The organism is Hypericibacter terrae (assembly GCF_008728855.1).
In the GTDB taxonomy this organism is placed as follows: Bacteria; Pseudomonadota; Alphaproteobacteria; order Dongiales; family Dongiaceae; genus Hypericibacter; species Hypericibacter terrae.
Window position 1 is genome coordinate 2490087 of sequence record NZ_CP042906.1, and the last position, 19283, is coordinate 2509369.

Below are 19283 nucleotides of genomic sequence, written 5' to 3' on the forward strand. Positions count from 1 at the left end.
AACACCTCAGGCTTAAGGTTCGGTAAAGCGGGGCGGCGATGCGCGATGGCGCGCGAGCGCGATGCGGCAGCGCTGCTGTGGCATTTTCCGGGCTCCTGGCCGTCATTCCTGCGCCGGCGGCAAGCGCAATCTTTCCGCGAATCTGCTTTCCTGCGGAAAGCCTGGGGTGATGCCGACAGCTTGCGGCGATTTCACCGAAAACTGCGCGCATACTTAAAGATTCCTTTAAGCGTGCCGGCGTATCAGAGCGGCATGGTTAGACGTGCCACGAATCCGGTCGGGCGCCTGCGCCAGCTCTGGCGGCAATGCGCGGCGGGGCTTCGCGCCTTCGCCGTGGATCGCCGCGGCACCGTCATCACCTTCATGGCGGTGGCGATCGTGCCGCTGATCGGTGCGCTCGGTCTCGCGACCGACGCGGCGCGCGGCTACATGGTGCGCTCGCAGCTTTCCTCCGCCCTCGACGCGGCGGCGCTGGCCGGCGGCAAGATCATGTTCTCGGCCAATCGCGACGCCGATATTGCGATGTTCTTCAAGGCCAATTTCCCCGACGGCTATATGGGGGCGACCGTCACCGGGCCCGTCATCTCCGACAATGCCGACAAGACCAAGCTGAAGCTCACGGCGTCCGCCGTCATATCCACGACCTTCATGCATGTGCTGGGCTTCGAGACCATGACGGTCGCGGCGGAGACGGAAGTCACGCGCTCGGTCGACATGCTCGACCTGGTCCTCACCATCGACATGTCGGGTTCGATGGGCCAACCCTTGACGAAGATTCAAGGCGCCCGCGACGCGGCCAACACGCTGGTCGGCATCCTCTATGGCGACAATACCGTCTCGCCCACCTATACGGTCGATGGCACGACCTACAATCTGCTCAATATCGGCCTGGTGACCTGGAACGCGAAAACCAACGTCACGATCAATGGCGGCCCCGCCTACGATCCCTCGCTGACCACCACCGTCACGGTGCCATCCTTCATCAATCCGGTCACCGGCGTGGCGCAGACCGTCCTCTATAAAGTCAACAACTCGCCCGTTCTTTTCCTGCGTAACCCTGGCGCGGGGTGGAAGGGCTGCGTCTATGCGCGCTATGTCGGGGACAGTGACAATACCAACGATGGCGACCTCGATATCGGCTACAAAACGATCGGCAACAAGCAGTGGATGGGATACGATCCCATCCCGGCGCTCGAGGGCGAGTCCAGAAGCGGCTCCTATACCAGCAGCCAATCCCTTTCGACTTGGCGCAACACGAACAAAAGCTGCTATGGCGCTTATTGGAACGACAACAACGCGGATCCCAATCACCCCGACGACGTGTCCAACCAGCCTGCCTGGTGGCACACCGCGGCGCCGACGATCAACTCGCCACAAAGCAACGATTGCACCGACTGTCTGATCCACGGCATTACGCCGCTGAATCATACGAAGCAGACCATTACCGACGCGATCAATGCCTTGACCACGCCAGCGGGCAACACCGACATCCCGCAGGGCCTCTATTGGGCCTGGGAAGTCCTCATGCCGGGCGATCCCTTCAACGAGGCCGTCGCGACGGTGCCGTTCCCCCGGCAGCGCGCCATCGTCCTGCTGACGGACGGCGAGATCGTCGGCGGCAATGGCGACGCCTATGCCGGTCGCTTCGGGTCTGGCACGGGCGCCGGCACGACGACGAACGCCGCCCATGGCTTTCTGCCGTCGCCGCCCGCGGCGGCCAACACGCGCAACAATCTCAACAACCGCCTGCTGCAGCTTGCCGCCAACGTCAAGGCCGCGGGCATCAAGCTCTATGTGATCCAGTTCGACAACACCAACCCGGCCCTGACGACCTTGCTGTCGTCGGTCGCCACGGAGCCGAACGCGCCTTATTACTACAATGCGCCGACGGTTGCGGAGCTGCAGGAAGCGTTCAGCCAGATCGCCTCGAACCTCTCGAAGCTGCGCCTGTCGCTGTAGCTCACGGGCCTAGCCCGCGACACCGTAGCCGAGCTCGCGATAGAAGGGCTCGCACTCGCCCATCATCAGGCTGGTTTCCTCTGCGCTGACCTCCTGCGGCGGGCGGTAATCCGTGATCGCGGTGCCATCGGGGGCGAAGCGCGGCTGGTCGTTGATGCGCCGGGCCATCACTGCGCGGTCGATTCCCTCGATCTCGACGAAGCGCTCGAGGCGCTGCAGATGCGGCTCGGGATCGGCGGTGAACGTCTCGTATTTGAAGAGCAGGAAGGCGTCGCCGGAGAGGCGCTGCATGGTCCGGATGTTGTCGGCCCAGTTGCGCGCGAAGCGGCGCCAGTCCTGCGGGCCCCGGAAATCGCCGGGCCAGCGTGCCTTGGCCGAGCGGGCCACCGGCAGAAGGTCGCGATAGATCATGACATAGCGCGCATCGGGGAGCAGGCGCGGCAGGAGGGCGAAACTGGTCTGGTTGCGGATCTGATGCTTGATGCCCCAGCGTTCGAAACCCAGGGCGGCGGCGTCGTCCCGATAGCTGCGCATCAGCAGGCGGAACGAGCCGATCAGGGCGCGCAGGTAGTTGTCGAAATCGGGAAACAGGCTGGAGGCCTCGAAGTCTTCCTTTTCCTTCACCAGGAGATCCCGCGCCATGGCGATCACCTTGCGCTTGGCGTCGGCTTCGCGCTGGTAGTTGCGGATGATGTCGGGAAAGGTCTGGAGCAGGGCGAAATTCTCGCCATAGATGACGGCCTTGCCCGTGGAGTTGAGCAGCCGCTGCAGCAGGCTGGTGCCGCAGCGGGTGGTGGGGCCGATCACGAAGATGGGGGGCTTTTCAGTCGCGGCCATCAGGCTCCTCGTCGAATCCGATATTGCTCAGAAACCATACAACGTCTTCGGATCGACCAGCACCTCCGCGATCGTTTCAAGCCGCCCCTCGCGCCAGGCGCGGAAGAAGCAGTTGCGTCGCCCGGTATGGCAGGCGACCCCGCTCTGATCGACCAGCAGCAGGAGCGTGTCGCCGTCGCAATCGACCCGCAACTCGACCAGGCGCTGGCGCTGCCCGGAGGTCTCGCCCTTGCGCCAGAGGCGCTGGCGCGAACGCGACCAGTAGCAGACCTCGCCGGTGGCGAGCGTCTCGGCCAGGGACTCGCGGTTCATCCAGGCCAGCATCAGGACTTCGCCGCTGTCATGCTGCTGCGCGATCGCAGCAACCAGCCCGTCACGGTCGAACGGGACCGCTTCGGCGATGCCGGCGGGCAAGATCGCGGCGCTCATGGGTCCTGGGCTCCTTTGCCGGCATTGAGGCGGGCGAAACCGCGGTCGAGATCCGCCTTCAGGTCCTTGATGTCCTCGAGACCGGCATGAAGGCGAAGGGTGGGACCCGCTGCGTCCCACCGGGTCGCGCTGCGCGACGCCTGAGGAGCCACCGGCAGGATCAGGCTTTCATAGCCGCCCCAGCTATACCCCATCCCGAACAGCGCCATGCCGTCGAGCATGGCCTCGAGCGCTTCCGGAGCGCAGGGCTTGAGCACGACGCCGAACAGCCCCGTCGCGCCGCCGAAATCGCGTTTCCAGAGGGGGTGGCCGGGATCCTGCGGCAGGGCCGGATGCAGGACGCGATCCACCTCGGGACGCACCTGCAGCCAGCGCGCGAGTTCCAGACCGGTCTTCTGGTGGCGTTCCAGGCGCACGGAAAGGGTTCGCAGGCCCCGCAGCGCCAGGTAGCAATCGTCGGGCGCCGCGGCATGGCCCATCATATGGGCGGCGGACTTGATGCGGATCAGCCGGTCATGGTCGGCCGCGACCACGCCCATCATCAGGTCGGAGTGACCGCCCATATATTTGGTCGCGGCCTCGATCACCACATCGACGCCATGACGCAGCGGCTTGAAGAAAAGCGGCGTGGCCCAGGTATTGTCCATCATCACCGTGGCGCCACGGGCCCTGGCGGCGGCCGCGATCGCCGGCACGTCCTGCATCTCGAAGGTCAGCGAGCCCGGCGCCTCGAGATAGACGACCCTGGTCTCAGGGCGCATCAGGCCGCCGATGCGCTCGCCGATGGCCGGGTCGTAATAGGTCGTTTGGATCCCGAAATCGGCCAGTAAACGTTTGCAGAGGCCGCGGACCGGCCCATAGACGGTATCGACCATCAGCAAATGGTCGCCCGTCTTGAGGAAGGCCATCAGCGAGGCGGCGATGGCGGCAAGCCCGCTGGGCAGCGCCAGGGCGCGGTCGGCCCCCTCGAGCCTGGCCACGGCTTCCTCGAACGCCATCGTCGTCGGCGTTCCTTGGCGCCCATAGGTCACCATCGAGAAGCGGGCCCGGCTGACTTCGGCCTCGCGCAAGGAGGCCACCGTCGGAAACAGGATCGTCGAGGCGTGGTAGACGGGCGGGTTGACGACACCGAAATTATCTCGCGGCCGGTTGCCGACATGCGTGAGGAGGGTGTCGTCGCCGGCAGGCGATATGTCAGGAGTGCGCTCACTCATAAGTGATTTTCCGGGGCTTGCAGCGGGCCCTGGCTTGTAGCACCAGGAAGCCCCGTGTTAAAGGTCGAGGCAGGGACGCAACAAGGGGGTTGTGCTTGGACCTCCAATGTTGAACGCTATGCAGAGGCTGGGCGAAATATCCGGAAAACGGATTGCCCCGAAACCGACCCGCGTCACTCGGGTAGCCATTACAGGGAAGGATTACCAAATGAAGCGAATTGTTATGTTTGCCGCCGCGGCGCTGGCCGTGGTTTTCGCCGTGGGCAGCGCCCAGGCTTCGACGCTCGACGACGTAAAGGCGCGCGGCGTGCTGAATTGCGGCGTGAACGGGCCGACCGGCTTGACCGGTTTCGGCGCACCCGACGACAAGGGCAATTGGACCGGCCTCGACGTCGATCTGTGCCGCGCCGTGGCCGCCGCCATCTTTGGCGATGCGACCAAAGTAAAATACGTGCCGCTGGGCTCGAAGGAGCGCTTCACGGCGCTGCAATCGGGCGAGATCGACTTCCTGGCCCGCAATTCCACCTGGACGCTGTCGCGCGATACCGACCTCGGCCTCGATTTCGTCGCGGTCAATTACTATGACGGCCAGGGCTTCATGGTGCGCAAGGAGCTGGGCGTGAGCAGCGCCAAGCAACTGTCGGGCGCCACGGTCTGCGTGCAGACCGGTACCACCACCGAGAAGAATCTGGGCGATTACTTCCGCACCAACAATCTCGAGCTGAAATCGGTGGTGTTCGAGACCGCCGACCAGGCCCGCCAGGCCTATGACGAGGGCCGTTGCGACGCCTATACCACCGACGCTTCGGGCCTCGCCTCCGAGCGCACCCAGCTGAAGAACCCCGGCGACAACATCATCCTGCCCGAGATCATTTCGAAGGAGCCGCTCGGGCCGGCCGTGCGCCATGGCGACAACCAGTGGGGCGACCTCGTGCGCTGGTCCTTCTTCGCCATGCTGATCGGCGAGGAGTTCGGGATTACCCAGGCCAATGTCGACGAAATGAAGGCCAGCTCCGACAACCCCGAAGTCCGTCGCCTGCTCGGCGCCGAGGACGACATGGGCAAGATGCTGGGCGTCGACAACACCTGGGCCTACAACATCATCAAGCAGGTCGGCAATTACGGCGAAAGCTTCGAGCGCAATGTCGGCTTGAAGACCCCCCTGGCCCTGGCTCGCGGTCTGAACGAGCTCTGGTCCAAGGGCGGCTTGCAATACGCACCGCCAGCTCGCTGAAGCGGGCGAGACGGACGGAAATGATGGGGCGCGCCCGATCCTGAGGGATGGGGCGCGCCTCTCGTTCTTTTGCCTTCAGCAAGAACGGAGAGCGGCATGACCGGATTGGTCGACCGCGCCAGCGGACTGACCGGCAGCTCGGTCCCCTTGTGGAAGAACCGGACCGCCAGGGCACTGTTCTATCAGGCGCTGGTGGCGGGCCTTCTGCTGCTATTGACGGCATTCTTCGTCCACAACACCGGTGTCAATCTCGCCAAGCGGGGCATCGCCTCGGGCTTCGGCTTTCTCCATGGCATCGCCGGATTCGATATCTCCTTCAAATTGGTCAGTTACTCGCTGACCTCGACCTATGCCCGGGCGCTCCTGATCGGGCTCCTGAACACGCTCCTGGTTTCGGCCCTGGGCGTGATCCTGTCGACGATCCTGGGTTTCATCGTCGGCGTCGCGCGGCTCTCGAACAACTGGCTGATCGCCAAGCTCGCGGCAGTCTATGTCGACGTCATCCGTAATATTCCGCTGCTGGCGCAATTGATCTTCTGGTATTTCGGTGTGCTTTCGACTTTGCCCGGCGTGCGCCAGAGCATCGATATATTTAGCCTGTTCTATCTGAACCAGCGCGGGCTCTATTCACCGGTGCCGGAATTGCAGCCCGGCTTCGGGATCATTCCGGTCGCGCTGCTGGTGGGCATGCTGGGGGCCGTCCTGGTCTCGGCCTGGGCCCGCCGCCGCCAGATGCTGACCGGCCAGCCGTTTCACTCTTTCTGGGCCGGATTGGGGCTGATCATCGGCCTGCCGTTGGTGGTGGGGCTGTTGTTCGGCTTCCGCATGGTCTGGTCGTTCCCCGAGCTGGCCGGGTTCAACTTCAAGGGCGGGTTCCAGATCGCGCCCGAGTTCATCGCGCTGCTGGTCGGCCTCTCGATCCATACCTCGGCCTTCATCGCCGAGAATGTGCGCTCCGGCGTCCAGGCGGTGAGCCTGGGGCAGACCGAAGCGGGGCTGGCGCTGGGGCTGAAGCGGGGCATCGTGACGCGCAAGATCGTGCTGCCGCAGGCTCTGCGCGTCATCGTCCCGCCTTTGACCAGCCAGTATCTGAACCTGACCAAGAACTCGTCGCTGGCGGTCTTCATCGGCTTTCCGGAGGTGGTGGCGGTGTTCGCCGGCACGACCCTGAACCAGACCGGCCAGGCCGTCGAATGCATCGCGCTCACCATGGCGATCTACCTGGTCATCAGCCTGATCATCTCGGCCTTCATGAATTGGTATAACCGCCACATCGCGCTGGTGGAGCGCTGATCGCCATGTCCGAGATGGCCACCCGCACCGACGACGGCGTCTCTCCGCCCGAGGACCGCAAACCCGATCTGCCGCCGCCCGTCCTCCAGGTCGGCTTCATCGGCTGGGCCCGGGCCCATCTCTTCTCGAGTTGGACAAACTCGATCCTGACCCTGCTGGCGCTGTGGTTCCTCTACAAGACGGTGCCGCCGCTGCTGGATTGGCTGATCTTCTCGGCCAACTGGCAGGAAGGCACCAGCCGCGCCGATTGCGTGAAGCCGGGCGCCTGCTGGACCATGGTGCGGGCGCGCTTCGGGCAGATGATGTATGGCTTCTATCCGGAGGCGGAGCGCTGGCGAGTCAATATCGCCTTCCTGATCCTCTTCCTCGGCGTGGCGGGTATCCTGATCCGGCGGGTTCCCTACAAGCTCTGGATCGGCGCGTTCCTCTTCCTGGTTTATCCGTTCATCGCCTTCCTGCTGTTCTATGGCGGGCTCGGCCTGACGCCGGTCGATACGTCGCGTTGGGGCGGCTTGATGCTGACGCTCATCATCGCCGTGACCGGCATCGCCGTGTCGCTGCCGGTGGGTGTGGTGCTGGCACTCGGGCGCCGTTCCGCGATGCCGGTGATCCGGATCCTCACCGTCGCCTTCATCGAGTTCGTGCGCGGCGTACCGCTGATCACCGTGCTGTTCATGGCCTCGGTGATCTTCCCGCTCTTCCTTCCCGAAGGCGTCAATTTCGACAAGCTGGTGCGGGCCCTGGTCGGCATCTCGCTGTTCGCCTCGGCCTATATGGCGGAAGTGATCCGCGGCGGGCTGCAGGCGATTCCCAAGGGTCAATATGAAGGGGCGATGTCGCTGGGCCTCAACTACTGGAAGATGAACGCCTTCATCGTCCTGCCGCAGGCCTTGCGCATCTGCATCCCCGGCATCGTCAACAGTTTCATCGGGCTCTTCATGGACACGAACCTGGTGCTGATCATGGGGCTGATCGAGCTTCTCGGCATCGCCCAGGCCTCGACGCGCGATCCCAACTGGCTGGGTCTGATCAACACCGCGCTCGCCTTCGTGTCGCTGATCTATTTCGCGTTCTGCTTCGCCATGTCGCGCTACAGCCAGGCGCTGGAGCGCAAGCTGCAGCGGGGCCAGCGGCGGCAATGATCATTCAATTCGAACGGGCAGGGGAGACGGGACATGGCTGAAGCGGCAGTGGTTCAGGCGGGGCAGGCCGAGGCGCCGATCGTGCTGCTCGAGGCCGTGAACAAATGGTACGGCACCTTCCATGTGCTCAAGGACATCAACCTGACCGTCGCGAAGGGCGAGCGCATCGTCATCTGCGGCCCGTCGGGCTCGGGCAAGTCGACCTTGATCCGGTGCATCAACCGGCTCGAAGAGCATCAGCGCGGCCGCATCGTCGTCGATGGCATCGAGCTCAACCAGGACGTCAAGCATATCGAGCAGGTGCGCCGCGAGGTCGGCATGGTGTTCCAGCAATTCAACCTGTTTCCGCATCTGACGGTGCTGGAGAACCTGACGCTGGCGCCGATCTGGGTGCGCCGGATGCCCAAGGCCGAGGCGGAGAAGCAGGCGCGCCTCTATCTCGAGCGCGTCAAGATTCCTGAGCAGGCGGACAAATATCCGGGGCAGCTGTCCGGGGGCCAGCAGCAGCGCGTGGCGATCGCCCGCTCGCTCTGCATGAACCCCAAGGTCATGCTGTTCGACGAGCCGACCTCGGCCCTCGATCCGGAGATGATCAAGGAAGTGCTCGACGTCATGATCGAGCTGGCCAGGTCGGGTATGACCATGCTCTGCGTGACCCATGAAATGGGGTTCGCCCGCACCGTGGCGAACCGGGTGATCTTCATGGATCGGGGCGAAATCATCGAAGAAAACGCCCCGGAAGAGTTCTTTAACCACCCGCGCTCCGAACGGACCCGACTTTTCTTGAGTCAGATCCTTCATCATTAAGGCGGCGTTCGGTCGCGGCTGACCCTCTTTGGGCGGCCGCGACGCGCCATTTCCTCACCGAATTCAGAGCCTTGCAACCCCGGCACACCGGGGTGTGTTGATGCGCGAGAGGTTCGGGTCTGGGTAATAAATGCTGCCCACCGATGAACGAAAATTGTCCGAGTAAAGGGCGCCTGTGGCAGAGTTGTGACAGAATAAACATCAGGTAAATACTCACAGTAGATCTAAACAATAATGGTTAAAATTGATTACTTAACTTGTTGTGGTTAACTGTTATGGTTTAAAAGGAAAATAATGCCTCTAGCATTTTCGAAAGTTTTCTCTCATATATGTCCCAGCGTTTTGGTGCCCGGGGTGTGGGCCGCTCGATAAGACCGAAAAAGATGCTCGTGGGGGCGTCGCAGTCGATCGGGCGGCACTTCGCTGCAGGGGTTTATTTCAGGGAGACGTCATATGGCCCAGCCGACCGTCGGCACCGGTTCCACCGGTGCCACTCCGACGACTTCGTCTTCGACCGTTTCGCATGAGGGCGATGTCCCGGCAGTGAACACCGAAGTGTCGGCCAATGGGTCGATGCCGAACGGTGCGGTCGGCGAGACGCAGGTCGCGGAGACCTCGGGCAATCCGCCGGCGACGCCGCCGTCGGGCGACAACGTCACCATCATCCATGTGAGCGCCGGTCAGCCGATCGACCTGCCGATCGACCCGCAGCAGCTGGCCGATGCGCAGATCCAGATCGTCGGCGGCGATCTCGAGATCAAGCTGCCCGACGGGCATATCTATCTGCTGGTCGGTTTCGTCGCAGCCGAAGAGGCCGGTAACGCGCCGGACATCATCGTGCAGGGCGGCGAGCATATGACGGCGCCGGACGTGCTGGCGCTGGCGGGCACGACCCTGGAGGATCTGCTGCAGACGGCTGCCGGCGGCCCCCAGGCCGGCACCGGTGCTGCGAACCAGGGCGCTTCGTTCCGTCCGGGCGAGGGGCTGGGCCTGCTGAACGGCCTGCACGACCAGGGCCCGATCGGGCCGACGGCGCTGTCCTATGGCGTGCCGGAGCCTTTGACCGGCCCGCTCGACAAGCTCGACAACAACCCCGACGAACGCGCGCTGCTGCAGTGGCACATCGAAGGCTCCACGCTGGTGCATGAGCCGTTCTTCGGCCAGAAGGGGAACAACCAGGAGTTCCTGCGCGAAGCGATCTCGGAAGGCAACGAGGGTTCGACCGCCTATTACACGGTCACCTACACCGGCGGCACCTTGGCGCCGGGCCAGAGCGCCACGATCACGGTGTCGACGGGCGACGGCCACCAGCCGCAATATCCGGATGCGACCAGCGGGGCGGATTACGGCCCTCTGAGCACGGTCCTGACCTTCACCGGCGGCGGGGCGACCTTCCAGACCGTGTCGGTCGAGATCTTCGGCGACACGATCGTCGAGGGCACCGAGGACTACTCGGTCAACCTGTCGGGCCAGAGCCACGGCACGATCGTGGATCCGACCCAGGACACGGACATCGTCGACGAGACCACGGGGCCGTTCTGGAACATCCAGGGCGACAGCTCGGTGGCGGAAGGCGACAACGCGGTCTACACGGTTTCGTATAACGGCGCCGTTCTGGCGCCGGGCCAGACCGCCTTCATCACGATCGAGACGCACAGCGGCACGGCGACCGAAGGCACGGACTTCGACACGCGCGACGACACGGTTCTGACCTTCGTGGGCGGCGGCGCCACGGCGCAGACCCTGACGGTCCATGCCGACACCGACACGGCGATCGAGGGCACCGAGGACTACTCGGTCGAGATCACCAACCCGACCATCGGCCTGGTGGGCAACCCCACGGCGACGACCGATATCGTCGACCAGACCACGGGTCCGGTCTGGAACATCGCGGGCGACAGCACGGTCGATGAGGGCAACAACGCCCTCTATACGGTGAGCTACACCGGCGCCACGCTGGCTCCGGGCCAGACCGCGTTCATCACCATCCAGACCCACAGCGGGACGGCGACCGAAGGCAGCGACTTCGACAGCCGCGACAATACCGTTCTCACCTTCACCGGCGGCGGTGACACGGCGCAGACCCTGACGGTCCATGCCGATACCGACACCGTGATCGAAGGCACCGAGGATTACTCGGTCGAGATCACCAATCCGACGGTCGGCACCGTCGGGACGCCGACGGCGACGACGCAGATCGTCGACGAGACCACGGGTCCGTTCTGGAACATCCAGGGCGACAGCACGGTCGCTGAGGGCAGCAATGCGCTCTACACGGTTTCCTACAACGGCGCGACCTTGGCGCCGGGCCAGACCGCCTTCATCACCATCCAGACCCATTCGGGCACGGCGACCGAAGGCACCGACTTCGACACGCGCGACAACACCGTCCTGACCTTCACGGGCGGCGGCGGCACCTCGCAGACCCTGACGGTCCATGCCGACAGCGACACCGTGATCGAAGGCACCGAGGACTACTCGGTCCAGATCACCAATCCGACGATCGGCCTGGTCGGCAATCCCACGGCGACGACCGACATCGTCGACCAGACCACGGGGCCGGTTTGGAACATCGCCGGCGACAGCACGGTCGATGAAGGCAACAACGCCCTCTACACGGTGAGCTACACCGGCGCCACGCTGGCCCCGGGCCAGACGGCGCTGATCACGATCCAGACCCATTCGGGAACGGCGACCGAAGGCACCGACTTCGACACGCGCGACAACACCGTCCTGACCTTCACGGGCGGCGGCGGCACCTCGCAGACCCTGACGGTCCATGCCGACACCGACACCGTGGTCGAGGGCACCGAGGACTACTCGGTCCAGATCACCAATCCGACGGTCGGCACTGTCGGAACGCCGACGGCGACGACGCAGATCGTCGACGAGACGACGGGCCCCACCTGGAACATCGCCGGCGACAGTTCGGTCGCCGAGGGCAGCAATGCCCTCTACACGGTCTCCTACACCGGTGCCACGCTGGCCCCGGGCCAGACCGCGCTGATCACGATCCAGACCCACAGCGGGACGGCGACCGAAGGCACCGACTTCGACACGCGCGATAACACCGTCCTGACCTTCACCGGCGGTGGTGGCACCTCGCAGACCCTGACGGTCCATGCCGATACGGACACGGCGATCGAAGGGACGGAGAACTACTCGGTCGAGATCACGAATCCGACCATCGGCGCGATCGGCCAGCCGACGGCGACGACCAACATCATCGACGGCGGCGTCTCGCTGCAGTGGCACATCACCGGCACGACCCAGGTCAATGAGGGTGCGGACGCGATCTACACGGTGAGCTACACCGGCGCGACGCTCGAGAACGGCCAGACGGCGACCATCACGGTCGCGTCCGGAGACCAGGCCGGCAACCAGCCCGATGCGACGGCCGACACGGATTACACGTCGCTGTCGACGGTCCTCACCTTCACGGCGGGCCAGACGGCCCAGACCGTCTCGGTCCACACCGTGACGGACACGGTGATCGAAGGCACCGAGGACTATCAGGTCCATATGGCGAATCCGAGCGTGGGTTCGTTCGGTCTCGCGACGGTCACGACCAACATCATCGACCAGACCACGGGCCTCACCTGGAACATCGCCGGCGACAGCTCGGTGGCGGAAGGCAGCAACGCCCTCTACACGGTGAGCTACACCGGCGCGACCCTGGCCCCGGGCCAGACGGCGCTGATCACGATCCAGACCCACAGCGGGACGGCGACCGAAGGCAGCGACTTCGACACGCGCGACAACACCATCCTGACCTTCACCGGCGGCGGTGGGACGTCGCAGACCCTGACGGTCCATGCCGATACCGACACGGTGATCGAAGGCACCGAGAACTACTCGGTCGAGATCACCAACCCGACCATCGGCGCGATCGGCCAGCCGACGGCGACGACGCAGATCGTCGACCAGACCACGGGCCCGTTCTGGAACATCCAGGGCGACAGCTCGGTGGCGGAAGGCAGCAATGCCCTCTACACGGTCTCCTACAACGGCGCCACGCTGGCGCCGGGCCAGACCGCCTTCATCACGATCCAGACCCACAGCGGGACGGCGACCGAAGGCACCGACTTCGACACGCGCGACAACACCATCCTGACCTTCACGGGCGGCGGCGGCACGTCGCAGACGCTGACGGTCCATGCCGATACGGACACGGTGGTCGAGGGCACCGAGAACTACTCGGTCGAGATCACCAATCCGACCCTGGGCGTGATTTCCACGCACACGGCGACGACGAACATCGTCGATCAGACGACGGGCCCGACCTGGAACATCGCGGGTGACAGCACGGTCGATGAGGGCAACAACGCCCTCTACACGGTCTCCTACACCGGCGCCACGCTGGCACCGGGCCAGACCGCGCTGATCACGATCCAGACCCATTCGGGCACGGCGACCGAAGGCACCGACTTCGACACGCGCGACAACACCGTCCTGACCTTCACCGGTGGCGGCGGGACCTCGCAGACCCTGACGGTCCATGCCGATACCGACACCGTGATCGAAGGCACCGAGGACTACTCGGTTCAGATCACCAACCCGACCATCGGCGCGATCGGCCAGCCGACGGCGACGACCAACATCGTCGACCAGACCACGGGTCCGGTCTGGAACATCCGGGGCGACAGCAGCGTCAATGAGGGCAGCAACGCCCTCTACACGGTGAGCTACACCGGCGCCACGCTGGCCCCGGGCCAGACCGCGCTCATCACGATCCAGACCCACAGCGGGACCGCGACCGAAGGCACCGACTTCGACAGCCGCGACAACACCGTCCTGACCTTCACCGGCGGTGGCGGCACCTCGCAGACCCTGACAGTCCATGCCGACACCGACACGGCGATCGAGGGCACCGAGAACTACTCGGTCGAGATCACGAATCCGACGCTGGGTGCAATCGGCCAGCCGACGGCGACGACCAACATCGTCGATGGCGGCGTTCCGCTGCAGTGGCACATCACCGGCACGACCCAGGTCAATGAGGGTTCGGACGCGATCTACACGGTGAGCTACACCGGCGCGACGATCGAGAACGGCCAGACCGCGACCATCACGGTTGCGTCTGGCGACCAGGCCGGCAACCAGCCCAATGCGACGGCGGACACGGATTACACGTCGCTTTCGACGGTCCTGACCTTCACGGCGGGCCAGACGGCCCAGACCGTCTCGGTCCACACGACCCAGGATACGGTCGTCGAGGGCACCGAGGACTATCAGGTCCATATGGCGAATCCGAGCGTGGGTTCGTTCGGTCTCGCGACGGTCACGACCAACATCATCGACCAGACCACGGGCCTCACCTGGAACATCGCGGGCGACAGCTCGGTGGCGGAAGGCAGCAACGCCCTCTACACGGTGAGTTACACCGGCGCCACGCTGGCCCCGGGCCAGACCGCGCTGATCACGATCCAGACCCACAGCGGGACGGCGACCGAAGGCACCGACTTCGACACGCGCGACAACACCGTCCTGACCTTCACCGGCGGCGGCGGCACCTCGCAGACCCTGACGGTCCATGCCGATACCGACACCGTGATCGAGGGCACCGAGAACTACTCGGTCGAGATCACCAACCCGACCATCGGCGCGATCGGCCAGCCGACGGCGACGACCAACATCGTCGACCAGACCACGGGCCCGTTCTGGAACATCCAGGGCGACAGCACCGTCAATGAGGGCAACAACGCCCTCTACACGGTGAGCTACAACGGTGCCACGCTGGCGCCGGGCCAGACCGCGCTGATCACGATCCAGACCCATTCGGGCACGGCGACCGAAGGCACCGACTTCGATACGCGCGACGGCACGGTCCTGACCTTCACGGGCGGCGGCGGCACGTCGCAGACCCTGACGGTCCATACCGACACGGACACCGTGGTCGAGGGCACCGAGAACTACTCGGTCGAGATCACCAATCCGACCCTGGGCGTGATTTCCACGCACACGGCGACGACGAACATCGTCGATCAGACGACGGGTCCGGTATGGAGCATCGTCGGTGACAGCCAGGTCAATGAGGGCTCGGACGCGAACTACACCGTCTCTTATACAGGTGCCACGCTGGCGCCGGGCGTGACGGCGACCGTGACGATCCAGACGGGTGACTCGGCGAATGCGGCCCCGAACGCGACCGAGGGCACCGACTACAACAGCCGTGACGGGTTCGTTCTGACTTTCACGGGCGGCCAGGCGACGTCGCAGACGCTGACGGTGCACACCAACACCGACACGGTGGTTGAAGGGACCGAGGACTATCAGGTCACGATCAACCCCTCGATCGGCACCTCGGCTCCGGGTACGGCGTCGACGAACATCATCGACCAGACGACGGGTCCGGTGTGGAGCATCGTCGGCGACAGCCAGGTCAATGAGGGCTCGGACGCGAACTACACGGTGAGCTACACCGGTGCCACGCTGGCGCCGGGCGTGACGGCGACCGTGACGATCCAGACGGGTGACTCGGCGAATGCGGCCCCGAACGCGACCGAGGGCACCGACTACAACAGCCGTGACGGGTTCGTTCTGACTTTCACGGGCGGCCAGGCGACGTCGCAGACGCTGACGGTGCACACCAACACCGACACGGTGGTTGAAGGGACCGAGGACTATCAGGTCACGATCAACCCCTCGATCGGCACCTCGGCTCCGGGTACGGCGTCGACGAACATCATCGACCAGACGACGGGTCCGGTATGGAGCATCGTCGGCGACAGCCAGGTCAATGAGGGCTCGGACGCGAACTACACCGTCTCTTACACCGGTGCCACGCTGGCGCCGGGCGTGACGGCGACCGTGACGATCCAGACGGGTGACTCGGCGAATGCGGCCCCGAACGCGACCGAGGGCACCGACTACAACACTCGTGACGGGTTCGTTCTGACTTTCACGGGCGGCCAGGCGACGTCGCAGACGCTGACGGTGCACACCAACACCGACACGGTGGTTGAAGGGACCGAGGACTATCAGGTCACGATCAACCCCTCGATCGGCACCTCGGCTCCGGGTACGGCGTCGACGAATATCATCGACCAGACCAACAGCCTGCAGTGGCACATCACAGGGCAGACCACCGTCAATGAAGGCAGCGATGCCCTCTACACGGTGACTTATGACGGCGCCACGCTGGCACCCGGTCAGACCGCCACCATCAAGGTCGATACCGGTAATTCTTCGGTTGGCAACAGCACACCGGATGCGACCGCAAATACCGACTACAGCGCGGTCTCGACCACGCTGACCTTTACAGCCGGCCAGACCTCGCAGACGGTCTCGGTCCATACCATCGACGATACGATTGTCGAAGGCACCGAAGACTATCAGGTCAAGATCTCGAACCAGAGCACCGGCACGATCGGCGGCAGTTCGACGGTCACGACCAACATCATCGACAACGACAAGAACATCCCGGTCGGTGGCAATGATACCTGCTCCGTGCTGGAAGACGGCGTCGAGGCGGTCGGCAGCTTTGCCGCCGGCACCAATGCTGTCTCCAACGACGAAATCGCCACCGGCAACCTGACCTACACCTTCGGCGGGGATGGCCAGGCGGCGTCTGCGCCCTTCGTGTGGAGCACCACCGTCGCGATCGCGGATCCGGAAGGCGGCGACCCGGCGCACCCGAACCTCACCTCGGGCGGGCAGCCGGTGGTCTGGGTCTCGTCCAACAACGGCCTGACCCTCACGGGCACGGTCAGCGGCGGCGTGCATAACGGCGAGACGGTGGCGAAGCTCGACATCACCAACGTCACGACCGGTGCCTACAAGTTCGAGCAGCTGGGTGCGATCGACCATCCGGATGCGAACCAGAGCGGCCACACCGACGATCTGCAGCTGACCTTCAGCTACACGATCAAGGACAATGTCGGCGGCGACACGGCGAACGGCACCCTCAAGGTGACGATCGGCGACGACGCTCCCGATGCTCATGCCGAGAGCAAGACGGTGGCGGCGGCCGGCTCGGTCGACACCAACCTGATGGTGGTTCTCGACGTTTCGGGTTCGATGACCGACGACAGCGGTCTCCAGGGCCTCGATCGCCTTCAGGCTTCGAAAGCGGCCATCAACGAGCTGTTCGAGCAGTATGGCAGTCTCGGCAGCGTGAAGGTCCAGATCGTCCTCTTCTCCGGCAGCGCGTCGGAGCAGGGCAGCGTGTGGCTGACGATCGACCAGGCCAAGACCTTCCTGGCGAGCGTCTCGGCGGGCGGCAGCACGAACTACGATGCCGCGCTGCAGCAGGCGATGACGTCCTTCACCGACAGCGGCAAGCTCAACACCCCGTCGACCCAGAACGTGGCCTACTTCATCTCGGACGGCGATCCGACCTCTTCGTCGTCCTGGCCGGTGCTGGGCGATCAGGGCAACGGCATCCAGGCGACGGAAGAGAATGTCTGGACGAATTTCCTGAACACCAACCACATCAACGCCTTCGCCATCGGCATCGGCTCCGGCATTACTGTCGGGAACCTCGATCCGGTTGCCTATAACGGCGTGGTCGGCGCCAACAGCAACGGCCAGGCCGTGTCGGATCTGGGCGACCTCGCCCAGACCCTGTCGAACTCCGCGTCGAATACGGTGACCGGCAACGTCATCACCGACAACGGCACCAAGATGGGCGCCGATGGCGGTTATGTGAAGGTGATCAGCTACAACGGCTCGATCTACACCTTCAACGGCACCAACGCGGTGGTCAACACCGGCACCGCGCATGCCTTCACCTTCGTCGGTGGGGTGCTGACCTTCACGACCAACGAAGGCACCATGGCCGTGAACATGATCACGGGCGCCTATACCTTCCTGGTCGCGACAGGACTCGCGAACCCGGTTCCCGAGCTGTTCAACTACACCCTGCATGACGGAGACGGAGACGAGGCCGGCAGCACGATCACCATCAATGTGACGCCCGCCAACAGCGCGCCGATCGTGCGGGACGACGACCTCATCGTGGCGAGCGGTGCGGACGCCGCCAACGGCACCTTCACCGTCGACAGCAAGTGGCTGCTCTGGAACGACAACGACCGTGACGGCGACGTGATCTCGATCACGGCGGTCGGAGCGGGAGCGTCCCTGGTGGCCGGCGGGGTCGTCATCGACACCGACAACAGCAGCTTCAGCTACACCGGCACGTCGACGACGTTCAGCGACACGGCGACGGTTGCGGTGGACACGACCAATAGGTCGTCCATCGTCGGCAACGGTCTCGACAACATCATCGTCGGCGACACCGACAATGAGAGGATCCAGGGCTTCGAAGGCAACGACGTGCTGGTCGGCAACAATGGCAACGACACGCTCAATGGCGGCGACGGCAACGATCTGCTGATCGGCGGCGAGGGCAATGACAGCCTGACCGGCGACAACGGCAACGACGTTCTCCAGGGTGGCCCCGGCAACGACACGCTCGACGGCGGGAACGGGTTCGACATCGCCGACTTCTCGGACGAGGCGACCGGTATCACCGTCACGCTCAATGCCAGTGGAAACTCGACGGTCTCCGGTGGGTCGATCGTCGATCGCCTCTTCAATATGGAGGGGGTGATCGGCGGCACCGGTGCGGACTCGCTGACCGGCAACGCCTCCGCCAACTACTTCGACGGCGGCAATGGCGACGACACGCTGACCGGCGGGGGCGGGGCGGATACGCTCATCGGCGGCAACGGCAACGACATCTTCCACGCGGACTCGCTGGATCGTGTCGATGGCGGGGCCAACGGCAGCAACAACCTGCTGACGGTCGGCAACCGCGGCGACATCCTCGAGTTCGACAGCTCGATCGACCTGACCAACGCGTCCCTGGATGGTCACTTCAAGAATATCGAGAGCATCTCGATCCTGAACGCGGAGACCGGCGGTGCCGGCAACCAGACCCTGTCGCTGAACATCAACGACCTGGTCGACATGGCCACCACGGGGACCGCGGATCCGGGCGGCGCGGTGACGGGTCAGCCGACCCACACCTACGATCTCGCGAAGGCCTTGCGGATCGATGCCGACGCGGGCGACACGGTCAACCTGGTCAATAGCGGTGCCAGCGATCATTGGCTGAGTGCACCGGGCGCTACCGGCATCCCGGCGGGCTATACCCTCTTCGTCCATGTGACGTCGGGTACCGATGCCGGCACGAACGAAGACGGGTACGTGCTGGTGAGCAGCGCGGCGACGGTCAACCACTCCTAGACAGCGGTTCGACCCAGGGCCCGGCGACATCCGTCGCCGGGCCCTGACGGAAAGGGGCGGGCAGGCCGAAAGGTCTTCCCGCCCTTCTTCTTTGGGGCGCTGACCCGGCCATCGGTGAGCTGGATCCGGTCCGGAGAAAATGAAATGCCCATCGGCTGCGGCGGTTCGGCGCGCCCG

At 64.5% G+C, this 19283-nt stretch carries 9 protein-coding genes; 6 read left to right on the top strand and 3 right to left on the bottom strand.

The annotated features are described in order from the left end of the window. Positions 1-252: 252 nt before the first annotated feature. Positions 253-1959 carry a pilus assembly protein TadG-related protein gene (locus tag FRZ44_RS11480; protein ID WP_191908541.1) on the top strand — a complete coding sequence of 569 codons (1707 nt, stop codon included), beginning with the start codon at positions 253-255 and terminating at the stop codon, positions 1957-1959. 9 nt (positions 1960-1968) lie between these two features. On the opposite strand, the gene FRZ44_RS11485 is transcribed toward FRZ44_RS11480, so the two are convergent. From FRZ44_RS11485 to metC, 3 genes are read right to left on the bottom strand one after another with little or no spacing between them, the layout of a single operon-like run. Beyond that, positions 1969-2796: a sulfotransferase gene (locus FRZ44_RS11485; RefSeq protein ID WP_151177318.1), complete on the bottom strand. Its 828-nt coding sequence runs from the start codon at positions 2794-2796 to the stop codon at positions 1969-1971. A gap of 27 nt (positions 2797-2823) precedes the next feature. Further along, on the bottom strand, positions 2824-3225 hold the full coding sequence (gene hisI / locus FRZ44_RS11490; RefSeq protein ID WP_151177319.1) for a phosphoribosyl-AMP cyclohydrolase: 402 nt from the start codon (positions 3223-3225) through the stop codon (positions 2824-2826). Beyond that, entirely contained in the window at positions 3222-4439 is a 1218-nt protein-coding gene (gene metC, locus FRZ44_RS11495) for a cystathionine beta-lyase (RefSeq protein ID WP_151177320.1), read from the bottom strand. Before metC ends, hisI begins: the two co-directional genes overlap by 4 nt. Before the next feature lie 208 nt (positions 4440-4647). Between metC and FRZ44_RS11500 the strand changes: the two genes are divergently transcribed. The 5 genes from FRZ44_RS11500 to FRZ44_RS11520 all read left to right on the top strand — a co-directional run bounded on the left by FRZ44_RS11500 (position 4648) and on the right by FRZ44_RS11520 (position 19106). Beyond that, entirely contained in the window at positions 4648-5673 is a 1026-nt protein-coding gene (locus tag FRZ44_RS11500) for an amino acid ABC transporter substrate-binding protein (RefSeq protein WP_151177321.1), read from the top strand. A 96-nt stretch (positions 5674-5769) separates the two neighbouring features. Then, positions 5770-6966 (top strand): amino acid ABC transporter permease, encoded by a 1197-nt coding sequence (locus FRZ44_RS11505; RefSeq protein WP_151177322.1) that lies wholly within the window; start codon positions 5770-5772, stop codon positions 6964-6966. 5 nt (positions 6967-6971) lie between these two features. Further along, a complete protein-coding gene (locus tag FRZ44_RS11510; protein ID WP_318526394.1) occupies positions 6972-8108 on the top strand; it encodes an amino acid ABC transporter permease in 1137 nt (378 codons plus the stop codon). Between the two features lie 33 nt (positions 8109-8141). After that, positions 8142-8915 (top strand): amino acid ABC transporter ATP-binding protein, encoded by a 774-nt coding sequence (locus FRZ44_RS11515; RefSeq protein ID WP_151177323.1) that lies wholly within the window; start codon positions 8142-8144, stop codon positions 8913-8915. Between the two features lie 453 nt (positions 8916-9368). Beyond that, positions 9369-19106, top strand: coding sequence for a Calx-beta domain-containing protein (locus FRZ44_RS11520; RefSeq protein ID WP_151177324.1), 9738 nt, complete (start codon positions 9369-9371; stop codon positions 19104-19106). Positions 19107-19283: the final 177 nt, after the last annotated feature.